Origin of the sequence: Allobosea sp. LjRoot237 (assembly GCF_964253285.1) — a bacterium.
Taxonomy (GTDB): domain Bacteria; phylum Pseudomonadota; class Alphaproteobacteria; order Rhizobiales; family Beijerinckiaceae; genus Allobosea.
In genome coordinates this window covers 2019527-2036616 of sequence record NZ_CAXUQP020000001.1, presented here as the reverse complement: position 1 = coordinate 2036616, position 17090 = coordinate 2019527, and the positions used below count along the sequence as shown (strand labels likewise).

Below are 17090 nucleotides of genomic sequence, written 5' to 3'. Positions count from 1 at the left end.
AGCGACCCATGGTGGAAGCCGAGCATGCTCCGGACGAGACGCTGGAGCGCCGGGTCCGTGACGAGGACGGCGCAATCGACGCCGGATTCGTCGAGCAGGTCTCGCAGGCCGTCCTGCTGTCGGACGTCACGACGTTGCGCGAGCTCGTCGCCGAGCTGCACGAGGCCGACCTCGGCGACCTGATCGAGGCGCTCGATGCCGAGGAGCGGCCGAAACTGATCTCGCTGCTCGGCGTCGATTTCGACTTCACCGCGCTGACCGAGGTCGACGACGCCGTCCGCGAAGAGATTCTCGAGGAGCTCTCGCCGGAGACGGTCGCTGAGGGCGTGCGCGATCTCGACACCGACGACGCGGTCTACATCCTCGAGGACCTCGACGAGGCCGACAAGCGCGAGATCCTGGACAAGCTGACGCCGGCCGAGCGGACGGTGCTGCAGCAGGGCCTCGACTATCCCGAGGGCTCGGCCGGCCGGCGCATGCAGCCCGAGGTGATCGCGGTGCCGCCGTTCTGGACGGTCGGCCACACCATCGACTTCCTGCGCGAGACCGAAGACCTGCCCGAGCGCTTCTTCGAGATCTTCGTCGCCGACCCCAGCCACCATTTCGTCGGCACCGTCAGGCTCGACCGGCTGCTGCGCACGCAGCGTCCGGTCAGCGTCGCCGATCTCGTCGAGGACGATCGCCGCGTCGTCCAGGCGACCGACGACATCGAGGACGTGGCGCGCATGTTCCAGCGCTACAACCTCGTCGCGGCGCCGGTTGTCGACTCGGCCGGCCGCCTCGTCGGCGTTATGACCATCGACGACATCGTCGACGTGATCGAGGAGGCCGGAGACGACGACGTCAAGCAGCTCGCCGGCGTCGATGCGGAGGAAGAGATCTCCGACTCGGTGCGCCAGGTCGCGCTCGGCCGCTTCCGCTGGCGCTTCATCAGCCTGATTGCCGCCTTCGTCAGTGCCTCCGTCATGGCGATGTTCGAGGAGCAGCTCGGCAAGCTCGTCGCGCTCGCCGTGCTCGCACCGATCGTCGCCAGCCAGGGCGGCAATGCCGCGACCCAGACGATGACCGTGGCGGTCCGCGCGCTCGGCACCGGCGAGCTCGGCGGCTGGAACATGGGGCGCTTCTTCCGGCGCGAGATGATCGTCGGCGTGCTCAACGGCGTCGCCTTCGCGCTCATAACCGCGCTGGTCGCCGGCTTCTGGTTCGGCAATCCCATGCTCGGCGTGGTCATCGGCCTCGCCATGATCGCGACCTTGATCATTGCAGCGCTTGCCGGCGTCGCCGTGCCGTTGGCGCTCGACAAGGCCGGCATCGACCCGGCGATCGCGTCCGGCACCTTCGTGACCACGATCACCGACGTGGTCGGCTTCTTTTCCTTCCTCGGTATCGCGACTTTGCTGCTGCGCCTGACCTGACAGCCACGAAAAAACCGGTAACGTAAACCGGGCGTCAAGCTTTCTCCTTAATTGTCCGGGAAATGACCGCCCGCCGCATGAAATCCTTGTCCCTGGCCCCTTTTGCGCTGCTCACCGCCCTGACGGCGCTGGGCGGCTGCGTCGCGCTGGACAACTACCCGTCCAAGGGCGATGCGCGCCCGCATCCCGGCGTCGAGGCGGCGCGACGCTACGCGATCCAGGGCATCGACATCTCGCGCTGGCAGGGCGAGATCGACTGGGCCGCGGTCAAGGGCGCCGGCACCCGCTTCGTCTACATCAAGGCGACCGAGGGCGGCGACCATGTTGACCCGGCCTTCCAGCGGAACTGGGAAAGCGCGCGCCGCGCTGGCGTGCCACGCGGCGCATATCACTTCGTCTACTGGTGTCGCCCGGCCCATGAGCAGGCGGTCTGGTTCAAGCAGCACATCCCGAACGATCCCGAGGCGCTGCCGCCGGTGCTCGATCTCGAATGGAACGGCCACTCCAGGACCTGCCCGAAAAAGGTCGAGCGCTCGCTGGCGCTGGAGAAGATCCGGCTGATGCTGACCGAACTCGAGCAGCTCACCGGCAAGAAGCCGGTGATCTACACCGACATCACCTTCCACAAGGACATCCTGGAAGGCGAGTTCAACGACTACGCCTACTGGATCCGCTCGACTGCGGCGAAGCCCGAGACGCGCTACGAGAACCGCCCCTGGGCCTTCTGGCAGTTCACCACCACCGGCCGCATCCCCGGCATCAGAGGCGACGTCGACCGCAACGCCTTCTATGGCAATGAAGGCGAGTTCACCGGCTGGCGCGAAGGCCGCTTCGACATCGGCACCCGCACCTGGACGCGCCAGCGCCCGGCGGCGCCCAATCCGAGCCCTGGGCCTGAGCACACGCCCGTCGCGATGCTGCCCGGTGCCAGCAGGCCGGTGGCCGCAGCCGCCTTCCAGCCCGCGCCGCTCGGTGAGGTTGTCGAGGACGAGACCCAGCCGGAATCCGAATAGCGCCTATCCGCGCTGGACCCGGGCACGCAGCAGGCCGAGCCCGACAAAATAGCAGGCCGCCAACGCCAGTCCGGCCTTGCTCCAGATATCCGGTGCCATCCCCTGCCAGAGCGTCGCCGCCGCGGCGATCGCCCATAGCGCCAGCATCGTCAATGTCAGCCCGCGCCAGCGCCGCACGCGCACCGGATGCACGAACACCACCGGCAGGAACATCAGCGCCGTCGCGATCAGGATGACCGCCAGCGCAAGCCAGGCCGGCGGCGTGAAGGCGACAATGTAGAACACGACGATATTCCAGACCGCCGGGAAGCCGCGGAACCACCAATCGTCGGTCTTCATGCCGGTGTCGGCGAAATAGAGCGCGCTCGCCAGCGTCACGATGAGACCGGCGATGACTCCATAGGGCTGCGTCATCACCTCCGGCCGCAGCAGCATCGCCGCCGGCACGAAGACATAGGTGACGAAGTCGACGACGAGGTCGAGCTGCGCGCCGTCATAGCGCGTCGCCCGCTCCTTGACCGCGAAGCGTCGCGCCAGCGGCCCGTCGACCGCATCGACGATCAGCGCCACGCCCAGCCAGGCGAAAGCTTGCGCCAGATCGCCGAAGAGAACCGCCTGCAGCGCCAGCAAGCCGAGCGCGGCGCCGAGCGCCGTCAACACGTGGACGCCATAGGCCAGGACCCGGCTGCCCTTGTCTTTCCCCTTACCCTCAGGATCGTCCATCGCCAGCCTTCCGCCGGTTAACCAAGCCTGAAGCCGGCCACTCGAATGCTAACCACCTCTTAACTCGGCCGCCGCCTATCCTTGTCCCGCGAACGGGAGACAAGCATGGCGCGGCGCGCTGAGACCAGTCCAGAAGCGCGGCCGGCCACAGCTTTGCCGTTGCAGGCGCTTGCCGCGGCCGTTTTCGGCCTGCTCTGCGCCGGCCCCGCGTTGGCGCTCTACCCGAAGAAGGGCGATGCCTCACCCCATGCCGGCGTTCGCGATGCGCGCCAGCGCTCGATCCAGGGCATCGACATCTCGCGCTGGCAGGGCGAGATCGACTGGGCCAGGGTCAAGGACGCCGGCACCCGCTTCGCCTTCATCAAGGCGACCGAGGGCGGCAACCATCTCGACCCGAGCTTCCGGCGCAACTGGGCTGAAGCGAAGGCGGCCGGCGTGCCGCGCGGCGCCTATCATTTCGTCTACTGGTGCCGGCCGGCCAAGGATCAGGTGCGCTGGTTCAAGCGCCACATCCCGCGCGATTCCGACGCCCTGCCCCCGGTCCTCGACGTCGAATGGAACGGTGAATCCGCCAAATGCGGCAAGAAGATCCCGCGTGAGAAGGCGCTTGCCAAGATCCGCGAAATGCTCAAGGGCCTGCAGGAGCACACCGGCAAGAAGCCGATCATCTACACCGACATCACCTTCCACGAGGACGTGCTCGAAGGCGAGTTCAACGACTACCCCTACTGGCTGCGCTCGACCGCCGCCCCGCTCAAGCACCGCTATGAGCGCAAGCAGTGGGAATTCTGGCAGTTCACCACCACCGGCCGCGTACCTGGCATCACCGGCGACGTCGACCGCAACGCCTTCTTCGGCACGGAGCGCGAATTCGCCGCCTGGCGCGACGGCCGCTTCGACATCGGCGCCCGCAAATGGCGCGGCGACGAGCCCAAGGTCGCCACCACGCCCAAGCCGCCGGCCACCCCGGCAGGGCTTAGGACGCCGAAGGCCGCCGGCAACACGCCGCTGAAATTCGCACCGCCCGGCAAGATCCCGAAATCGGCGCGAGTCGACGTCACGACCACAGGGTCGATCGCCCGCGACTGAGCACAGTCGGCAATCGGCAATGGCGTAGTTTCGACGCGCCACCGTGTCGGCGTCACTACGTCCGCTCGCTTGTGCCGTTGAGCTGCATCAGCCTTCCTTTTTCATGCGGGGACGATCTGAGTTCGATGCTCTCGCAGGACGTAAAGCAGCTGCAGTGCGCAAGAGTGTCCTGGCGTAGAACGGCGCGCAAAAGGCCGGTGCCTACTATTGGCCTAAAGAGGACGCCGGCCAGCTGCGCATTCTTGGGTTTTCGCGCCGTCAGCTTAGGCAGGAGCCTCTGAGATATGCACCGACAAGCGTGATGTCCTCCGATGCAGGGCGGTCGGCGGGCGTCGCGATCATTTCATTGCATCAAGCGTCGTCAGGATCGTCAGGAACTGCTCTGGCGCGGCGGCGATGACGTTGTGCCGAGTGGGCAACTCCTCGATCCGCCAGTCCGGCAATTTCCTGAGACGGGTGACCGTCGGCGGGAACGGACTGTCGCTCCAGTCCGTAGCGTAGACGAAGAGCTTTTCACGAACCTGCTTCCACCGCCCAGTTAGTTGGATCGTCTGGAGAAACGACGCCAATGGGTGTGGCCGACAACGGGGGTCCATTCCCGCTGGAGGTCTAACGCCGAAGCCGTCGCCGTCTGCTCCCTCGATGGCGATCGTCCGGAAATAGTCGTTCATGAGGCGCCACCAGGAGTCGCCGTCCTCCGGCACCAGCGCGTCAATATAGACGAGCGCCGATATGCGGTCGCCCAGTCGATCCGCCACACCTGTGATCACCATCCCACCGTAACTATGCCCGCACAGAACGACACTCGAGAGGTCCTCGAATTCAAGGACGTTCGCTACGTCCTGAATATGCGTGTCCAGGTTTGGGCGCGTTGCCGCAAGGTGCGACCTATCGCCCAGTCCCGTGAGGGTTGGCGTGAACACCTCATGCCCGAGAGCGCGCAACTTGCGTGCGAAGGGAGAAAGTTCGCACCCGCCATGCCAGCCGCCCGGCACAATGACTACGTTTGCCATGAGTCTACCTCTCGCTCGACGTTGCATCCCGTTTTGGGTGCATCCCATTTTCCGTTCTTAATCAATGCGCTAAATCCAACGAGAACAATCGAGTGGGAGTGAAGGGGAGTGCCGTGGAGTAGTATCGGATAGCAGAGGACACTCGAGCGAATCCTAGGCCATCGATAGCAGTCGATAGATTCTAGGCGACCCGCAGATCGGCCGCTCTGCCCGGCGTCTCCCCGCTCTTCGAACGGCGCCCATACGCCGCCAGGCCCACCCAACCTTCGCGACTTTGCGACCTTCAAATATTCGGTCGCGCGCTGCTCGAAGAAGTTAGCGCGCGCGACCAGTTCTCGGCGTTGATCACACGGTCGTAGATCGATTACTGCTCCTTCTTGAACAGATCCTGGAAGATCAACTGGCCCCAGGTGCGGCCGTGTGCGTGCACCAGCGCGCCACCCTCGTTGAGCTTTCCCAGCTTGACGGGTGCGAACCCGAGTTGTTTGGCCAAGGCCGCCACGGGAGCGATCGCGTCCTCGTCGTCACCAGACAGAAAGACGACCCGGTGCCCGCCCTCGACGACCGGATCGGCAGCCAGGGTGGCCGCAACCAGGTGATTGAACCCTTTGACGAGCTTGGCGCCGGTGAACGCCTTCGCGACGAAGGCGGAGGACGGGAGATCGTCCAGTTCTTCAGATACTGGAAACACGTTCGTCGCGTCGATGACCGTCTTGCCTTCCCAACTCGGCAGAGCCTTCGCAACCTCGCGGTGTTCCCCGAACGGGACCGCCAAGAAGACCGTGTCGGCCTCGAGTGCTTCCCGCAGCGACTTGGCGACGACCGTGGGTCCGATCGCCCGAGCCTGCGCTGCCAACGCCTCGGGCGGCCGGCGGCTCGCGACGGTCACCTCGATGTTTTTACGGACGAAGGCATGGGCGAGGGCCTGGCCAATCTTACCGAATCCTACAATCGCGTAGCTCATGATGTTCTCCGATCCGTGTTGATATGATTCCCCGGCCTTCAACGGCGCTGGGTTACCCGTTTCGCTGCGTGGCGACCTTCGCGTAGGCGTCCCGCCGTGAACGACTTCCGCGCGGCCGGCCCGACCGTTCGGCGCGGAAGTCGTTCCACCATGGACATGCCAGTTCCCGCCGATCAGCCGCGTCCCGCGATCCGGCGCGATTTCAGATGGCCGAGAAGCCGCCGTCGACAGACAACTCCAGACCATTCACGAAGCTCGAATCATCTGAAGCAAGAAACAGTGCGACCGCCGCAATTTCCTCAGGACGACCCATCTTTCCCCGCGGGATCAGCGATTCGAACATCTGCTTCGCCTCCTCGGTGAGAACCTGGTCCTGCATCGCTGTGGCGATCGGCCCTGGGTGCAGCACGTTCACCCGGATATTCCGGCCCTTCAGCTCATTGAGCCACCCGCGAGCGAATGCGTGCAGCGCCGCCTTGCTCGCCGCATACACGCTGTAACCAGGAAAACCTTTGATCGAAGCAACTGACCCGGTCATGAAGATCGAGCCGCCATCGTTGAACAGCGGCAGCGCCTTCTGGACCGTAAACAGCGTGCCGCGCGCATTCAGGCCGAAGGTCGCGTCGAAATGCTGCTCGGTAATTTCGCCCAGCGGGACGGCTTCGCCCGTGCCAGCGCTCGCATACAAGACGTCGATCTTGCCCTTTTCCCGCTTGACCGTATCGAACAGGCGGTCGAGGTCGTCGAGATTGGCCGCGTCGCCACGCACGCCGGTCACGTTCCGGCCAATCAGCCTGACGGCCTCGTCCAGCGCCTCCTGTCTCCGGCCCGTGATGAACACATAGGCGCCTTCTTCAACGAACCGCTTGGCGCTCGCCAGCGCCATGCCGCTCGATCCACCCGTGATGACTGCAACCTTACCCTCAAGCTTTCCCATGACTTCCTTCAAACTCCGTCTTTGGCTGATCGGGGAGGTTCCCGAGACCCCCGAAATGGGTCTTTCGGCGTCAGGCGTTGAGTGCGGAAGCGCGCGGATCGGTGGTGCGAAATCGATCCGGCTGGACAGCTGACGCCAGCCGCGACGATCGGTGTCCGCCGTTCGGAGTTGAGCCGCACTCGTCGATATGGGCTATGATAACCGCCCATACTGCTGTTCGATGCGTTGGACGCGGGCTTTGGAGAGCGCACCCCGCGGTGCGGGGTTGCACCATGATCGACTGGGATGACGTTCGCTATTTTCTCGCTGTCGCGCGCGGAGGCTCGGTGCGGGCCGCTGCCGAGCGCCTCGGTGTGAACCACTCGACCGTGCTGCGGCGCATCGCCCAGCTTGAGGAACGCCTCGGGGTGCACATGTTCGAAAAGCTGCCTTCGGGCTACCGCCTGACGGCTGCAGGCGAGGAGGTCCTCGAGTTCGCGGACCAGATGGAAGCGTCCTCGCACCTACTGGAGACGCGCGTCTTCGGACGCGACCAGAGCGCGAGCGGGCTTCTGCGGGTGACGCTGCCACCGTTCCTGGCGACACATCTGCTCATGCCGGACTTCGCCGATTTCGCGCGTCTGCATTCGGACATCGAGATGGAAATCTTGTCGTCCGGCGAGGTGGCGAATCTGACCAACCGAGAAGCCGACGTCGCGATCCGCATCGTTCCCGACCGCAAGGCCCTGCCGCTCAATCTTCACGGCTTGAAGGGACCGGAGCTGTTCGGCGGCGTCTACATGTCCCGCGATCGACTAGCCGCGTGGCGTGCGGGCGCGCCTGATCCCATCCGGTGGATCGTCGTAAACACTCATGGCATCCCGGACTGGGCCCACGCGGGTGAGGTTCGTACCACAGGGGTTCCGTTCAGGACCCCGGACGCCGAGGCGCAGATCGTTGCAGCGCGGCAGGGGATCGGGATGACGAGACTGCCATGTTTCGTCGGAGATGCCGACCCGCTGCTGGCGAGGGTGCCGGGCATCGACCCGCACATGTACGGAACGCTCTGGCTTCTCACACAGGGGGAGACACGCAAGACGAAGCGCGTGCGGCTCTTCACCGAGTTCGTATCCCGCAGGCTCGCCGCCTACGCGTCGCTTCTCGCGGGCCTGTCCTTATCGCGTGACTGACGCCCGGCACGTCACCGGCGACGCTTGCAGTGGACAAGTGCCTGCAAGCGGACATCCCAGCGTACGGGTAGGGTCGCAACCGGGCGCCTTGCTGAACGCCACCCCAGCGCAACACACTGAGCAGACACGGCCTCCCCTCCCTTCGCGAACACCTGCGCATCGGCGCAGAACCATCTGCCGCCTCCCGCCCGCTGACTTGGCCGCCAACCGCGCTATAACCGGGCAAACGCCCTATCCAAGCCGGGAGGACACCATGCTCGCCAACGCGCCCCGCCCCTTCAATTTCGACCTCGGCGAGACCGCCGACGCCATCCGCGACACTGTCCACGCCTTCGCGCAGGAGAAGATCGCGCCGCGCGCCGAGGAGATCGACAAGACCAATCAGTTCCCGCGTGATCTCTGGCCTGAAATGGGCGCGCTCGGCCTGCACGGCATCACGGTCCCTGAGGAGTATGGCGGCGCCGGCCTCGGCTACCTCGAGCATTGCGTCGCGATCGAGGAGGTCTCCCGCGCCTCCGCCTCGGTCGGCCTCAGCTACGGCGCCCATTCCAATCTCTGCGTCAACCAGATCGCCCGCAATGGCAACGAGGCGCAAAAAGCGAAATACCTGCCCAAGCTGATCTCAGGCGAGCATGTCGGCGCGCTCGCCATGTCAGAGCCCGGCTCGGGCTCTGACGTCGTCTCGATGAAGACCAGGGCGGTCAGGAAGGGCGACCGCTACGTCCTGACCGGCAACAAGATGTGGATCACCAACGGCCCGATCGCCGAGACGCTGGTGGTCTATGCCAAGACCGATCCCGCGGCCGGCCCGAAGGGCATCACTGCCTTCCTGATCGAGAAGGGCATGAAGGGTTTCTCGACCCATCAGAAGCTCGACAAGCTCGGCATGCGCGGCTCCGACACCTGCGAGCTCGTCTTCGAGGAGTGCGAGGTGCCGGAGGAGAACGTGCTGGGTTCGGTCGGCCGCGGCGTCAACGTCTTGATGAGCGGGCTCGACTATGAGCGCGTCGTGCTCTCGGCCGGCCCGCTCGGCATCATGCAGGCGGCGATGGACATCGTCCTGCCCTACATCCACGAGCGCAAGCAGTTCGGCCAGTCGATCGGCGAGTTCCAGCTCGTCCAGGGCAAGGTCGCCGACATGTATGTCGCGATGAACTCGTGCAAGGCCTATGTCTACGCCGTCGCCAAGGCCTGCGACCGCGCCGAGACCACCCGCGAGGACGCCGCCGGCGCCATCCTGATCGCCGCCGAGAAGGCGACGCAGCTGGCGCTCGACGCGATCCAGCTGCTCGGCGGCAACGGCTACATCAACGACTACCCGACCGGCCGCCTGCTGCGCGACGCCAAGCTCTACGAGATCGGGGCGGGAACCAGCGAGATCAGGCGCATGCTGATCGGCCGGGAGTTGTTCAACAAGACGAAGTGAGGGATCGCGGCAGAGGCGCGTTGTGCTCAGGCTTGACCCGAGCATCTCGGGACGAGAAGCCTGCGCGGAGAACAAGCGCCTTCCCGTCCTGAGATTCTCGGGTCTGCGCTTCGCTCCGCCCGAGAATGACGTGGTGCCAATATGCCCCTCTACTTCGCCTACGGCCTGAACATGGACGTCGCCGGCATGGCGCAGCGCTGCCCGCGCTCGAAGGCGCTCGGCCTCGCCCGTTTGCCGCGCCACCGCTTCATCGTCACCACCGACGGCTATGCTTCGGTGATCCGCGACCCGCGCGAGAGCGTCCATGGCGTGCTCTGGGATTGTGCGCTCGGCGACATCCGCACGCTCGACAAGTTCGAAGAGCTCGCCAGTGGGCTCTATGTGAAGATCAACCAGCCGGTCATCGTCGAGGGCGGCGCCAAGCGGGCGCTGATCTATGTCGGGCGCAGCGGCGACATCGGTCGGCCCCGCCCCGGCTATCTCGAAAGCATCATCACCAGCGCCAGAAGCTGGGGCCTGCCAGAGACTTACCTTGCCGGGGTGAATCGCTTTCTGAGCAAGCCGATGCAGGAGGACAAGCCGCTGAATCGGGATTTCAACGAGCCGCTGCCCGCCGGCCCGGTCGCCGGCGTCAGGCCGCGTGCTGCAGCTCCGAACCTGGCAAGTCGCACCAGCAAGGCATCCGAATAGTTCGAAGGTCGAAAGATTGACACTGACGCATGCACGCCATGCGCGAACCTTCCCCGGCCGCGAAAGCAGCGCTGGTCGGGACAGGCGGGAGGCGCCCGGACGGGTTCTGGGCTCCTTTCCCGAACTGTCTCGATGGAGGCCCCAATGAGCGGAATCGTCGGCTGGATCACCGGCAAGATCAAATGGCTGCTGCTGATCGCAGCGATCGGCGGGCCTGTCCTCGCCTTCTTCAGCTGGCAGGATGGCGAGCGTGTCAGGACGATCGCAGCGAAGGGCATCGAGGCCCAGGCTTCGGTCGAAGGCGCGACCCGCACCAAGCGCCGCCGCGGCGGCACCAGCTACTCGATCGACCTCGCCTGGAAGGACAAGAACGGCCAGGACCGCACGGCCGAGAAGATCTCGGTCTCGACCGAGTTCGCCAGCCGCATCATCACCAACGACAAGCTCACCGTCGACACGCTGAAGATCAAATACCTGCCGGACGAACCCGGCAAGGACGCGGTGATCATCGCGGACGACGCCGCCAGGCAGGCCGATCAGGACAGCGAGATGATCTATGTCGGCGCCGGAGCCGGCGCGATCGGGATCGTCGGCTCGGCGCTGTTCTTCCTGCTCGGGCGTCGTCGCTCTGACGAGGAACCCCAAGCGGCTTGAACCGCGGGAGAACCCCTCCCCCTTGTGGGGAGGGGCAGGGGTGGGGGTCGCAAAGCCGGAACAATCGGTCAAACAGACAGCGTCGTCGCTGCTGCCGGCCTCCCATGCCTGCCGCCGGTCACCAAGCGGAACCACCCCCATCCCCAACCCTTCCCCACAAGGGGGAAGGGAGGAGCCAAGGCAATCGGCCTCAAGCAGTGGTTATCCGCAAGGAGCAAAGAAGCCACGCGGGCTTCATAGGGGCTGATGGCCTTAATAAGCCGCCAGCCCCTTGGCCAACTCGCTGACCTGCTTCTCGAACAGCGCCCGGTAGATGCCGCCGTCATGGGTCAGCAGCGTCTCATGCCGGCCTTCTTCCACGACCTCGCCGCGGTCGAAGACCAGGATGCGATCCATGGCGCGCACCGTCGAGAGCCGGTGGGCGATGACGATGGTGGTGCGGCCTTCCATCAGCCGCTCCATCGCCTCCTGGATCAGCGCCTCCGATTCCGAATCGAGGCTCGAGGTCGCCTCGTCCAGGATCAGGATCGGCGCGTCGGCCAGGAAGGCGCGTGCCAGCGCCACTCTCTGCCGCTCGCCGCCCGAGAGCTTGACGCCGCGCTCGCCGACGAGCGTGCCGTAGCCCTTGGGCAGGCGCATGATGAACTCATGCGCGTTGGCGAGCATCGCCGCCTGCTCGATCTGCGCCATGCTGGCGCCGGGCCTTCCATAGGCGATGTTCTCCGCCAGCGAGCGGTGGAACAGCACCGGCTCCTGCTGCACGATCGCGATCTGCGCGCGCAGTGACGTCTGCGTCGCCGAGGCTATGTCGCGCCCGTCGATGGCGATGCGTCCGTCGGTGACGTCGTAGAGACGCTGCACCAGCTTGACGAAGGTCGTCTTGCCGGAGCCGGAGCGCCCGACCAGGCCGACCTTCTCGCCGGCTTTGATCGTCAGCGAGAAGTCGCGATAAAGCGGCTCGATGTGGCCTCCATAGTGGAAGGTCACCCGCTCGAAAGCGATCTCGCCGGCGGTCACGTCCATCGCCGTAGAACCCGGACGATCCGGCACGCCGAAGGGCAGCGAATGCATCGCCACCAGCTCCTCCATGTCGTTCACCGAACGCTGGAGGTTGTGGACGTGCTGGCCGACATCGCGCAGATAGCCATGCACGACGGCATAGCTGGTCAGCACGAAGGCGACGTCGCCGGGCGTGGCCTGGCCATTGGCCCAGAGCCAGATCACCAGCCCGATCACCGCGGCGCGCAGCGCCAGCAGCACGATCTGCTGCGCCGTACCCGACCAGGTTCCGCGCACCCAGGTCCGCCGCGTCCGCCCGGCCCACTTGGCCAGCACACCGGTCAGGCGCTGGTCCTCGCGCGCCTCGGCACCGAAGGCCTTGACCACCGGGTTGCACGAGATCGAGTCCGCCAGCGCGCCACCCAGCCTGGTGTCCCAGCTGTTGGCGAGCGTCGCCGCCGGTGCGACGAAGCGCAGCGACAGCACCATCGTCACGGCGCAGTAGATCACCGCGCCGGCAAAGACGACCGCGCCCATCGCTGGCCAGTGCCAGGCCAGCAGCACCGTCGTGCCGAGCAGCACGATCAGCGAGGGCAGCAGCGCGATCACGATCGTGTCGGTGAGCAGGTCGAGCGCCCACATGCCACGCGTGATCTTGCGCACTGTCGAGCCGGCAAAGTTGTTGGCGTGCCAGTCGGTCGAGAAGCGCTGCAGGCGCGCGAACGCCTCCCGCGCCACGTCGCCCATGGTGCGCAGCGTCATCTGCGTGATGCCGATGAAGGACAGGTGCCGGAAGAACACCGTGCCCGCGCCGAGCGCGATCATCATCACGAGCGCCGCAAGCGCAGCATCGAGCCCGCTCGTCCGCTCGCCGGCGACCGCATCGACCAGCCGCCCGGCATAGAGCGGCATGAACAGGTCGGCAGCAGTCGCCGCCATCACGGTGAGGACCACGCCGGCGACGCGCCAGCGCTGGCGGCCCCAATGCGAAAATGTGAAGCCGAGAACGGCCCGGAACGGCTCCTGCCGCTCCTTCTTAGGAGAAAGAGACATGAAAGCATCCGGTCTGGGCGAGACCGGCTCCAAATTCAGGCGAAGCGCGACAAGGGTCGTCGCTTCAGAAAACGCGATGGGAAATGCTGGCTCGAGCCGCCGCAAAGGCGGGCCTCGTGCTGATCCGACCTAGTGGTGGCGGGACCGCATGGTGGGAGCGGTGATGGTAGCGAATTCCATTCAGCCCTCCCTTTCCTGAGTTGGAGCCAAGACCGGCAAGATGCCGCATGCCCGCTTATTGTGCAAGCCGCGTTTGATGCATGGGGCGGTTGCAGCCGAAACCGGTCGAGCTTCGCATTGCCGTCACGATGTTTGGCGACGCGCGGACGACATTTGCATGCGTCATCACAGCAGCACCAACAGCCCCACTCCGATTACGAACATGGGGGCCCCATCGTACAGCCGATCAAACACCTTGCTAATATTTCGGGCTCCAATCAGATTCGTAGCAGCAAGCGGCATTTTATTCATCGGGACACGAGATGTTTGAACAACCCAACAAGAGTGATATTGACCGAGCACTTTCTGCTTTGATGCACGAAGCGCATCATGATTTGGCAGCACGCCGCAACAAAATCCTATCTGAGGCGACAAAGGCCGGAGCACTCGGAAACTCAAGATTAAATTTTGCCATCGTGCAGGAAGCTGATGCGATTCATAAAAGAGCACTAGACCAGGGGATATCAACGCTAGTCAATTTTGCTCAGCGCATGGATACGGTGCCAGCGAAATTTATGGAATGGGCTCGATTCCACCTTGAGAACCTCGGAAACTCACTGCTTCGAGAGCTTTCCCCATCGGACTTCTCAGCTGAACATAAACAAGTGATTGCTCAGTATCGATTTCAATTCAGCCAAAGACTAACCGACGCGCTCCGTGACATAGAAATTGGCTTTGTGAAGGGAGTGGGTTTCACCGGATTGCCTAAGCAAAACGAATGGGTAAATGCAGCTGAAGCGATTGAGATGCTCAAACCAGTCCTAGCAGTGCATTCAGCACGCATTCGTATCTGCGAGCGCGCTCATGCTGGACTCATTCGAGCCCGCGCAGAACAATTTCACCAAGGGGACCGCGTGCTTGATAGCCATGACATCTCGAAGGAGTTTTGGTGGGCGGAGGGCCATGAAGCCCTTGAGCAGGACTGGGTTGCGGGCGATTTTTCAACTTGGATTCGGAACGGCTCAGTTCAACTAAAGGCATTTGGAGTAACATTTTCACGCAATGACATCGCTAAGCTCCTACCGCCTGCCAAGGACATAAAGGCAGAGATAAATAAATATAATGAAGAAGATGAGAAACTTATAAGTCTCTTAAACGCGTTAGTGCCGTCCGCCGCCTTGTCCTATAAGCAAGCTATTCTTGACCTAAATGACGATAGTCGAATTTCATTTCGTGGCCCCGCACTGGAGTTGCGTGAAACCCTGAGAGAGATCCTTAGTCATCTCGCACCAGATGACCAAGTGATAGCTCAGCACTGGTACAAGCCGGAAAAGAATACACCGGGCCCAACGCAACGACAAAGGGTACGATTCATCTTAAAAGGTCGGAATCAATCCTCCATAGACTTATCCGATCAAGCAATTAATTTATTTGAAGAAACAATCGAAAAACTTACTAGAGCTGCTTACGAACTATCCTCAAAAGCAGCACATATTTCCGGCGAGCGAGGCAGCGTAGCTCAAATACGTCGTTGCTTAATTGTAATTTTTCACGAGATTCTCGAAAAATAAATAGGAACACGCGCTTTAAAGCGCTGAACGGCAAAGGCCCCGCTACACTCCAGAGCTCTCACCAGAACATCGCCAGCAGCCTCATCCCGATCACCAGCAGGAACGCCGCGATGATCGTGGTCAGCACGCGCTGGCGCTTCGCCCGGTCCGGGAACTGCCTGGCAATCAGGCGGCCGAGCGGCTTGCGGAACAGGAAGGCGACAACCGCCAGAACAATCAGGATGTGGGACAAGCGGTGGGCTCAGCCTTGCTTCGGCTCGGGTGCGTCGAACGGAGCGCCGGCCTTCTTCCAGGCGCCGAAGCCACCGACGACATGCGCGACCGGCTTCAGCCCCATCTCCTGCGCCGTCTTGGCGGCGAGGGCCGAGCGCCAGCCACTGGCGCAGAAGAAGACGAACTGCTTGTCCTCCTGGAAGACCGGCTTGGCATAGGGGCTTTCCGGATCGATCCAGAACTCCAGCATGCCGCGCGGGCAATGGAAGGCGCCGGGCATGCGCCCTTCCCGCTCGAGCTCGCGCGGATCACGCAGATCGACGAAGACGGTATCGTCACGCCCGACCAGCGCCTGCGCCTCCTCGACCGACAGCGTCTTGACCGCAACATCTGCCTCCGCCAGCAGTGCCTTATAGCCCTTGGTGATCGTCTGCGGCATCGCCGGTCCTCCTGCGCGAGGCCGGCAAAGTGGCGGCTGCCGGGCCAAGCGTCAATCGCAGCTTCTCCCTCCCCCCGCTTGCGGTGGGGAGGGCTGGGGTGGGGGGCAGTTCCGCTCGGCGCGACATGAAAAGAAGGCCCGTGCGCGGCTTTCCGGCCCCCCATCCCTAACCCTTCCCCACCGCAAGCGGGGGGAAGGGAATACCGACGCCTCAACGCATCGCTGCAAATCCGGTTGCTCACATTCACAACGCCCGCCAATCTGCCGGCAGGAGGGGCTCATGGCCGGATTCGGGACGCTCGACCTCATCGCCATCGCGTTCTACGCCGCCGCCTGGGTCGGCTATCTGCTGGCCGTCGAGACTGGCCCGCACTCCAGGCGCAGCCTGAACACGCTGATGAACCAGCGCCGCGAGCGCTGGATCATGGAATCGGTGAAGCGCGAGAACCGCATCATCGACACGCAGGTGATGAACGGCCTGCAGAATGGCACCGCCTTCTTCGCCTCGACCTCGCTGATCGCCATCGGCGGCTCGCTGACGCTGCTGCAATCGGCCGACCGCGTCGTCCAGGTCTTCGCCGACCTGCCCTTCGCCACGACGACGACCCGCGCCGCCTGGGAGATCAAGGTGATCGGGCTCGCGGTGATCTTCGCCTATGCCTTCTTCAAGTTCAGCTGGAGCTACCGGCTGTTCAATTACTGCGCCATCCTGATCGGCGCGATCCCGCCCTGGACCGAAGCCGACAGGCCGGAGACGATCGCCGCGGCGCGCGAGGCAGTGGCGATGAACGTCGTCGCAGGCCTGCACTTCAACCGCGGCCAGCGCGCCTTCTTCTTTGCGCTAGCCTATCTCGGCTGGTTCATCTCGCCCTGGCTCTTCCTGATCGCCACCGCAGCCGTGCTGACGGTGATGTGGCGCCGGCAATTCGCCTCGGATTCGGCAGCGGCCGTCGGTGCGGGACGCCGCAGCGCTTGACGAAACCCGTCGCTGCGCTCAGCAAGCGGCATGACCACACCGACAGATGACGAGCTTGCCGAGACGATCCTGCGCCTCACCACCGAGCGGAGCGACCGCACGACCTCGCCGATGGACATCGCCCGCACCATTGGCGGCGACCATCCCGATGGCTGGGGCCCGCTGATGCAGCCGATCCGCCGCGTCGCAGTGCAATTGATGAAGGACGGCAAACTGGTGATCACCCGAAAAGGGCGGCCGGTCGATCCCGACGATTTCCGCGGCGTCTATCGCCTGCGCCTGCCCGGAGATGATGGGGCCGATCTGGGTTAGGGCTGTCTCGGGGCAATCGGCCCGATCCGCGCTGCTACCGCCGTCTTCGGACGAAGCTGAATCGGGCCCGTTCGCAATATCGCCGGATGATCGAGGGGATCGTTCGAGGCTGCGCTGCCAGCTCGCAAAGAGCGGTTTCAACTGCAACGGAGAGGGCCTGGAAGCGCCTCCGCTCCTTGCCACTATCATCGTCTAACGCGCCCAGGGGCTTGCGGCAAGCCCCCCTCCATGTCTTAGGAACGCTGCCCTCGGCCTGAACCTCAGGCCAAAGGGAG

General features: G+C 64.1%; 17 protein-coding genes. 10 read left to right on the top strand and 7 right to left on the bottom strand.

All coding sequences use genetic code 11. From position 1 onward, the window contains the following. Positions 1-8: 8 nt before the first annotated feature. Positions 9-1415, top strand: coding sequence for a magnesium transporter (gene mgtE / locus ACSQ24_RS09910; protein ID WP_436094505.1), 1407 nt, complete (start codon positions 9-11; stop codon positions 1413-1415). A gap of 77 nt (positions 1416-1492) precedes the next feature. Beyond that, complete coding sequence (locus ACSQ24_RS09905) at positions 1493-2428, top strand: glycoside hydrolase family 25 protein (RefSeq protein WP_436094504.1); 936 nt, start codon at positions 1493-1495, stop codon at positions 2426-2428. 3 nt (positions 2429-2431) lie between these two features. On the opposite strand, the gene ACSQ24_RS09900 is transcribed toward ACSQ24_RS09905, so the two are convergent. Beyond that, entirely contained in the window at positions 2432-3151 is a 720-nt protein-coding gene (locus tag ACSQ24_RS09900; RefSeq protein WP_436094503.1) for a CDP-alcohol phosphatidyltransferase family protein, read from the bottom strand. Between the two features lie 105 nt (positions 3152-3256). On the opposite strand from ACSQ24_RS09900, the gene ACSQ24_RS09895 reads away from it, so the two are divergent. Next, positions 3257-4240, top strand: coding sequence for a glycoside hydrolase family 25 protein (locus tag ACSQ24_RS09895; RefSeq protein WP_436094502.1), 984 nt, complete (start codon positions 3257-3259; stop codon positions 4238-4240). Between the two features lie 338 nt (positions 4241-4578). Here the strand turns inward: ACSQ24_RS09895 and ACSQ24_RS09890 are convergent, their stop codons facing one another. From ACSQ24_RS09890 to ACSQ24_RS09880, 3 genes are all read right to left on the bottom strand, one after another. Next, complete coding sequence (locus ACSQ24_RS09890; protein ID WP_436094501.1) at positions 4579-5253, bottom strand: alpha/beta fold hydrolase; 675 nt, start codon at positions 5251-5253, stop codon at positions 4579-4581. 364 nt (positions 5254-5617) lie between these two features. After that, a complete protein-coding gene (locus ACSQ24_RS09885) occupies positions 5618-6217 on the bottom strand; it encodes an NADPH-dependent F420 reductase (protein ID WP_436094500.1) in 600 nt (199 codons plus the stop codon). A gap of 202 nt (positions 6218-6419) precedes the next feature. Then, positions 6420-7154: an SDR family NAD(P)-dependent oxidoreductase gene (locus ACSQ24_RS09880; protein ID WP_436094499.1), complete on the bottom strand. Its 735-nt coding sequence runs from the start codon at positions 7152-7154 to the stop codon at positions 6420-6422. 272 nt (positions 7155-7426) lie between these two features. Between ACSQ24_RS09880 and ACSQ24_RS09875 the strand changes: the two genes are divergently transcribed. The 4 genes from ACSQ24_RS09875 to ACSQ24_RS09860 all read left to right on the top strand — a co-directional run bounded on the left by ACSQ24_RS09875 (position 7427) and on the right by ACSQ24_RS09860 (position 11093). Beyond that, positions 7427-8323: a LysR family transcriptional regulator gene (locus ACSQ24_RS09875; RefSeq protein WP_436094498.1), complete on the top strand. Its 897-nt coding sequence runs from the start codon at positions 7427-7429 to the stop codon at positions 8321-8323. 253 nt (positions 8324-8576) lie between these two features. Next, complete coding sequence (locus ACSQ24_RS09870; protein ID WP_436094497.1) at positions 8577-9749, top strand: isovaleryl-CoA dehydrogenase; 1173 nt, start codon at positions 8577-8579, stop codon at positions 9747-9749. A gap of 141 nt (positions 9750-9890) precedes the next feature. Continuing rightward, positions 9891-10439: a gamma-glutamylcyclotransferase family protein gene (locus ACSQ24_RS09865; protein ID WP_436094496.1), complete on the top strand. Its 549-nt coding sequence runs from the start codon at positions 9891-9893 to the stop codon at positions 10437-10439. Between the two features lie 144 nt (positions 10440-10583). Then, the gene (locus ACSQ24_RS09860) at positions 10584-11093 is read left to right on the top strand and encodes a hypothetical protein (RefSeq protein ID WP_436094495.1); all 510 of its coding nucleotides are present in this window, start codon (positions 10584-10586) and stop codon (positions 11091-11093) included. A gap of 252 nt (positions 11094-11345) precedes the next feature. On the opposite strand, the gene ACSQ24_RS09855 is transcribed toward ACSQ24_RS09860, so the two are convergent. Next, positions 11346-13145, bottom strand: a complete 1800-nt coding sequence (locus tag ACSQ24_RS09855; RefSeq protein ID WP_436094494.1) for an ABC transporter ATP-binding protein — start codon at positions 13143-13145, stop codon at positions 11346-11348. A 482-nt stretch (positions 13146-13627) separates the two neighbouring features. Between ACSQ24_RS09855 and ACSQ24_RS09850 the strand changes: the two genes are divergently transcribed. Continuing rightward, on the top strand, positions 13628-14875 hold the full coding sequence (locus ACSQ24_RS09850) for a hypothetical protein (RefSeq protein WP_436094493.1): 1248 nt from the start codon (positions 13628-13630) through the stop codon (positions 14873-14875). 58 nt (positions 14876-14933) lie between these two features. Here ACSQ24_RS09850 and ACSQ24_RS09845 read toward each other — a convergent pair whose 3' ends face one another. Further along, entirely contained in the window at positions 14934-15107 is a 174-nt protein-coding gene (locus ACSQ24_RS09845; RefSeq protein WP_436094492.1) for a hypothetical protein, read from the bottom strand. Positions 15108-15116: 9 nt separating this feature from the next. Beyond that, positions 15117-15527, bottom strand: coding sequence for a rhodanese-like domain-containing protein (locus tag ACSQ24_RS09840; RefSeq protein WP_436094491.1), 411 nt, complete (start codon positions 15525-15527; stop codon positions 15117-15119). Positions 15528-15807: 280 nt separating this feature from the next. On the opposite strand from ACSQ24_RS09840, the gene ACSQ24_RS09835 reads away from it, so the two are divergent. Further along, positions 15808-16503, top strand: coding sequence for a DUF599 domain-containing protein (locus ACSQ24_RS09835; protein WP_436094490.1), 696 nt, complete (start codon positions 15808-15810; stop codon positions 16501-16503). Between the two features lie 30 nt (positions 16504-16533). Then, complete coding sequence (locus ACSQ24_RS09830) at positions 16534-16815, top strand: DUF3253 domain-containing protein (protein WP_436094489.1); 282 nt, start codon at positions 16534-16536, stop codon at positions 16813-16815. Positions 16816-17090 lie beyond the last annotated feature (275 nt).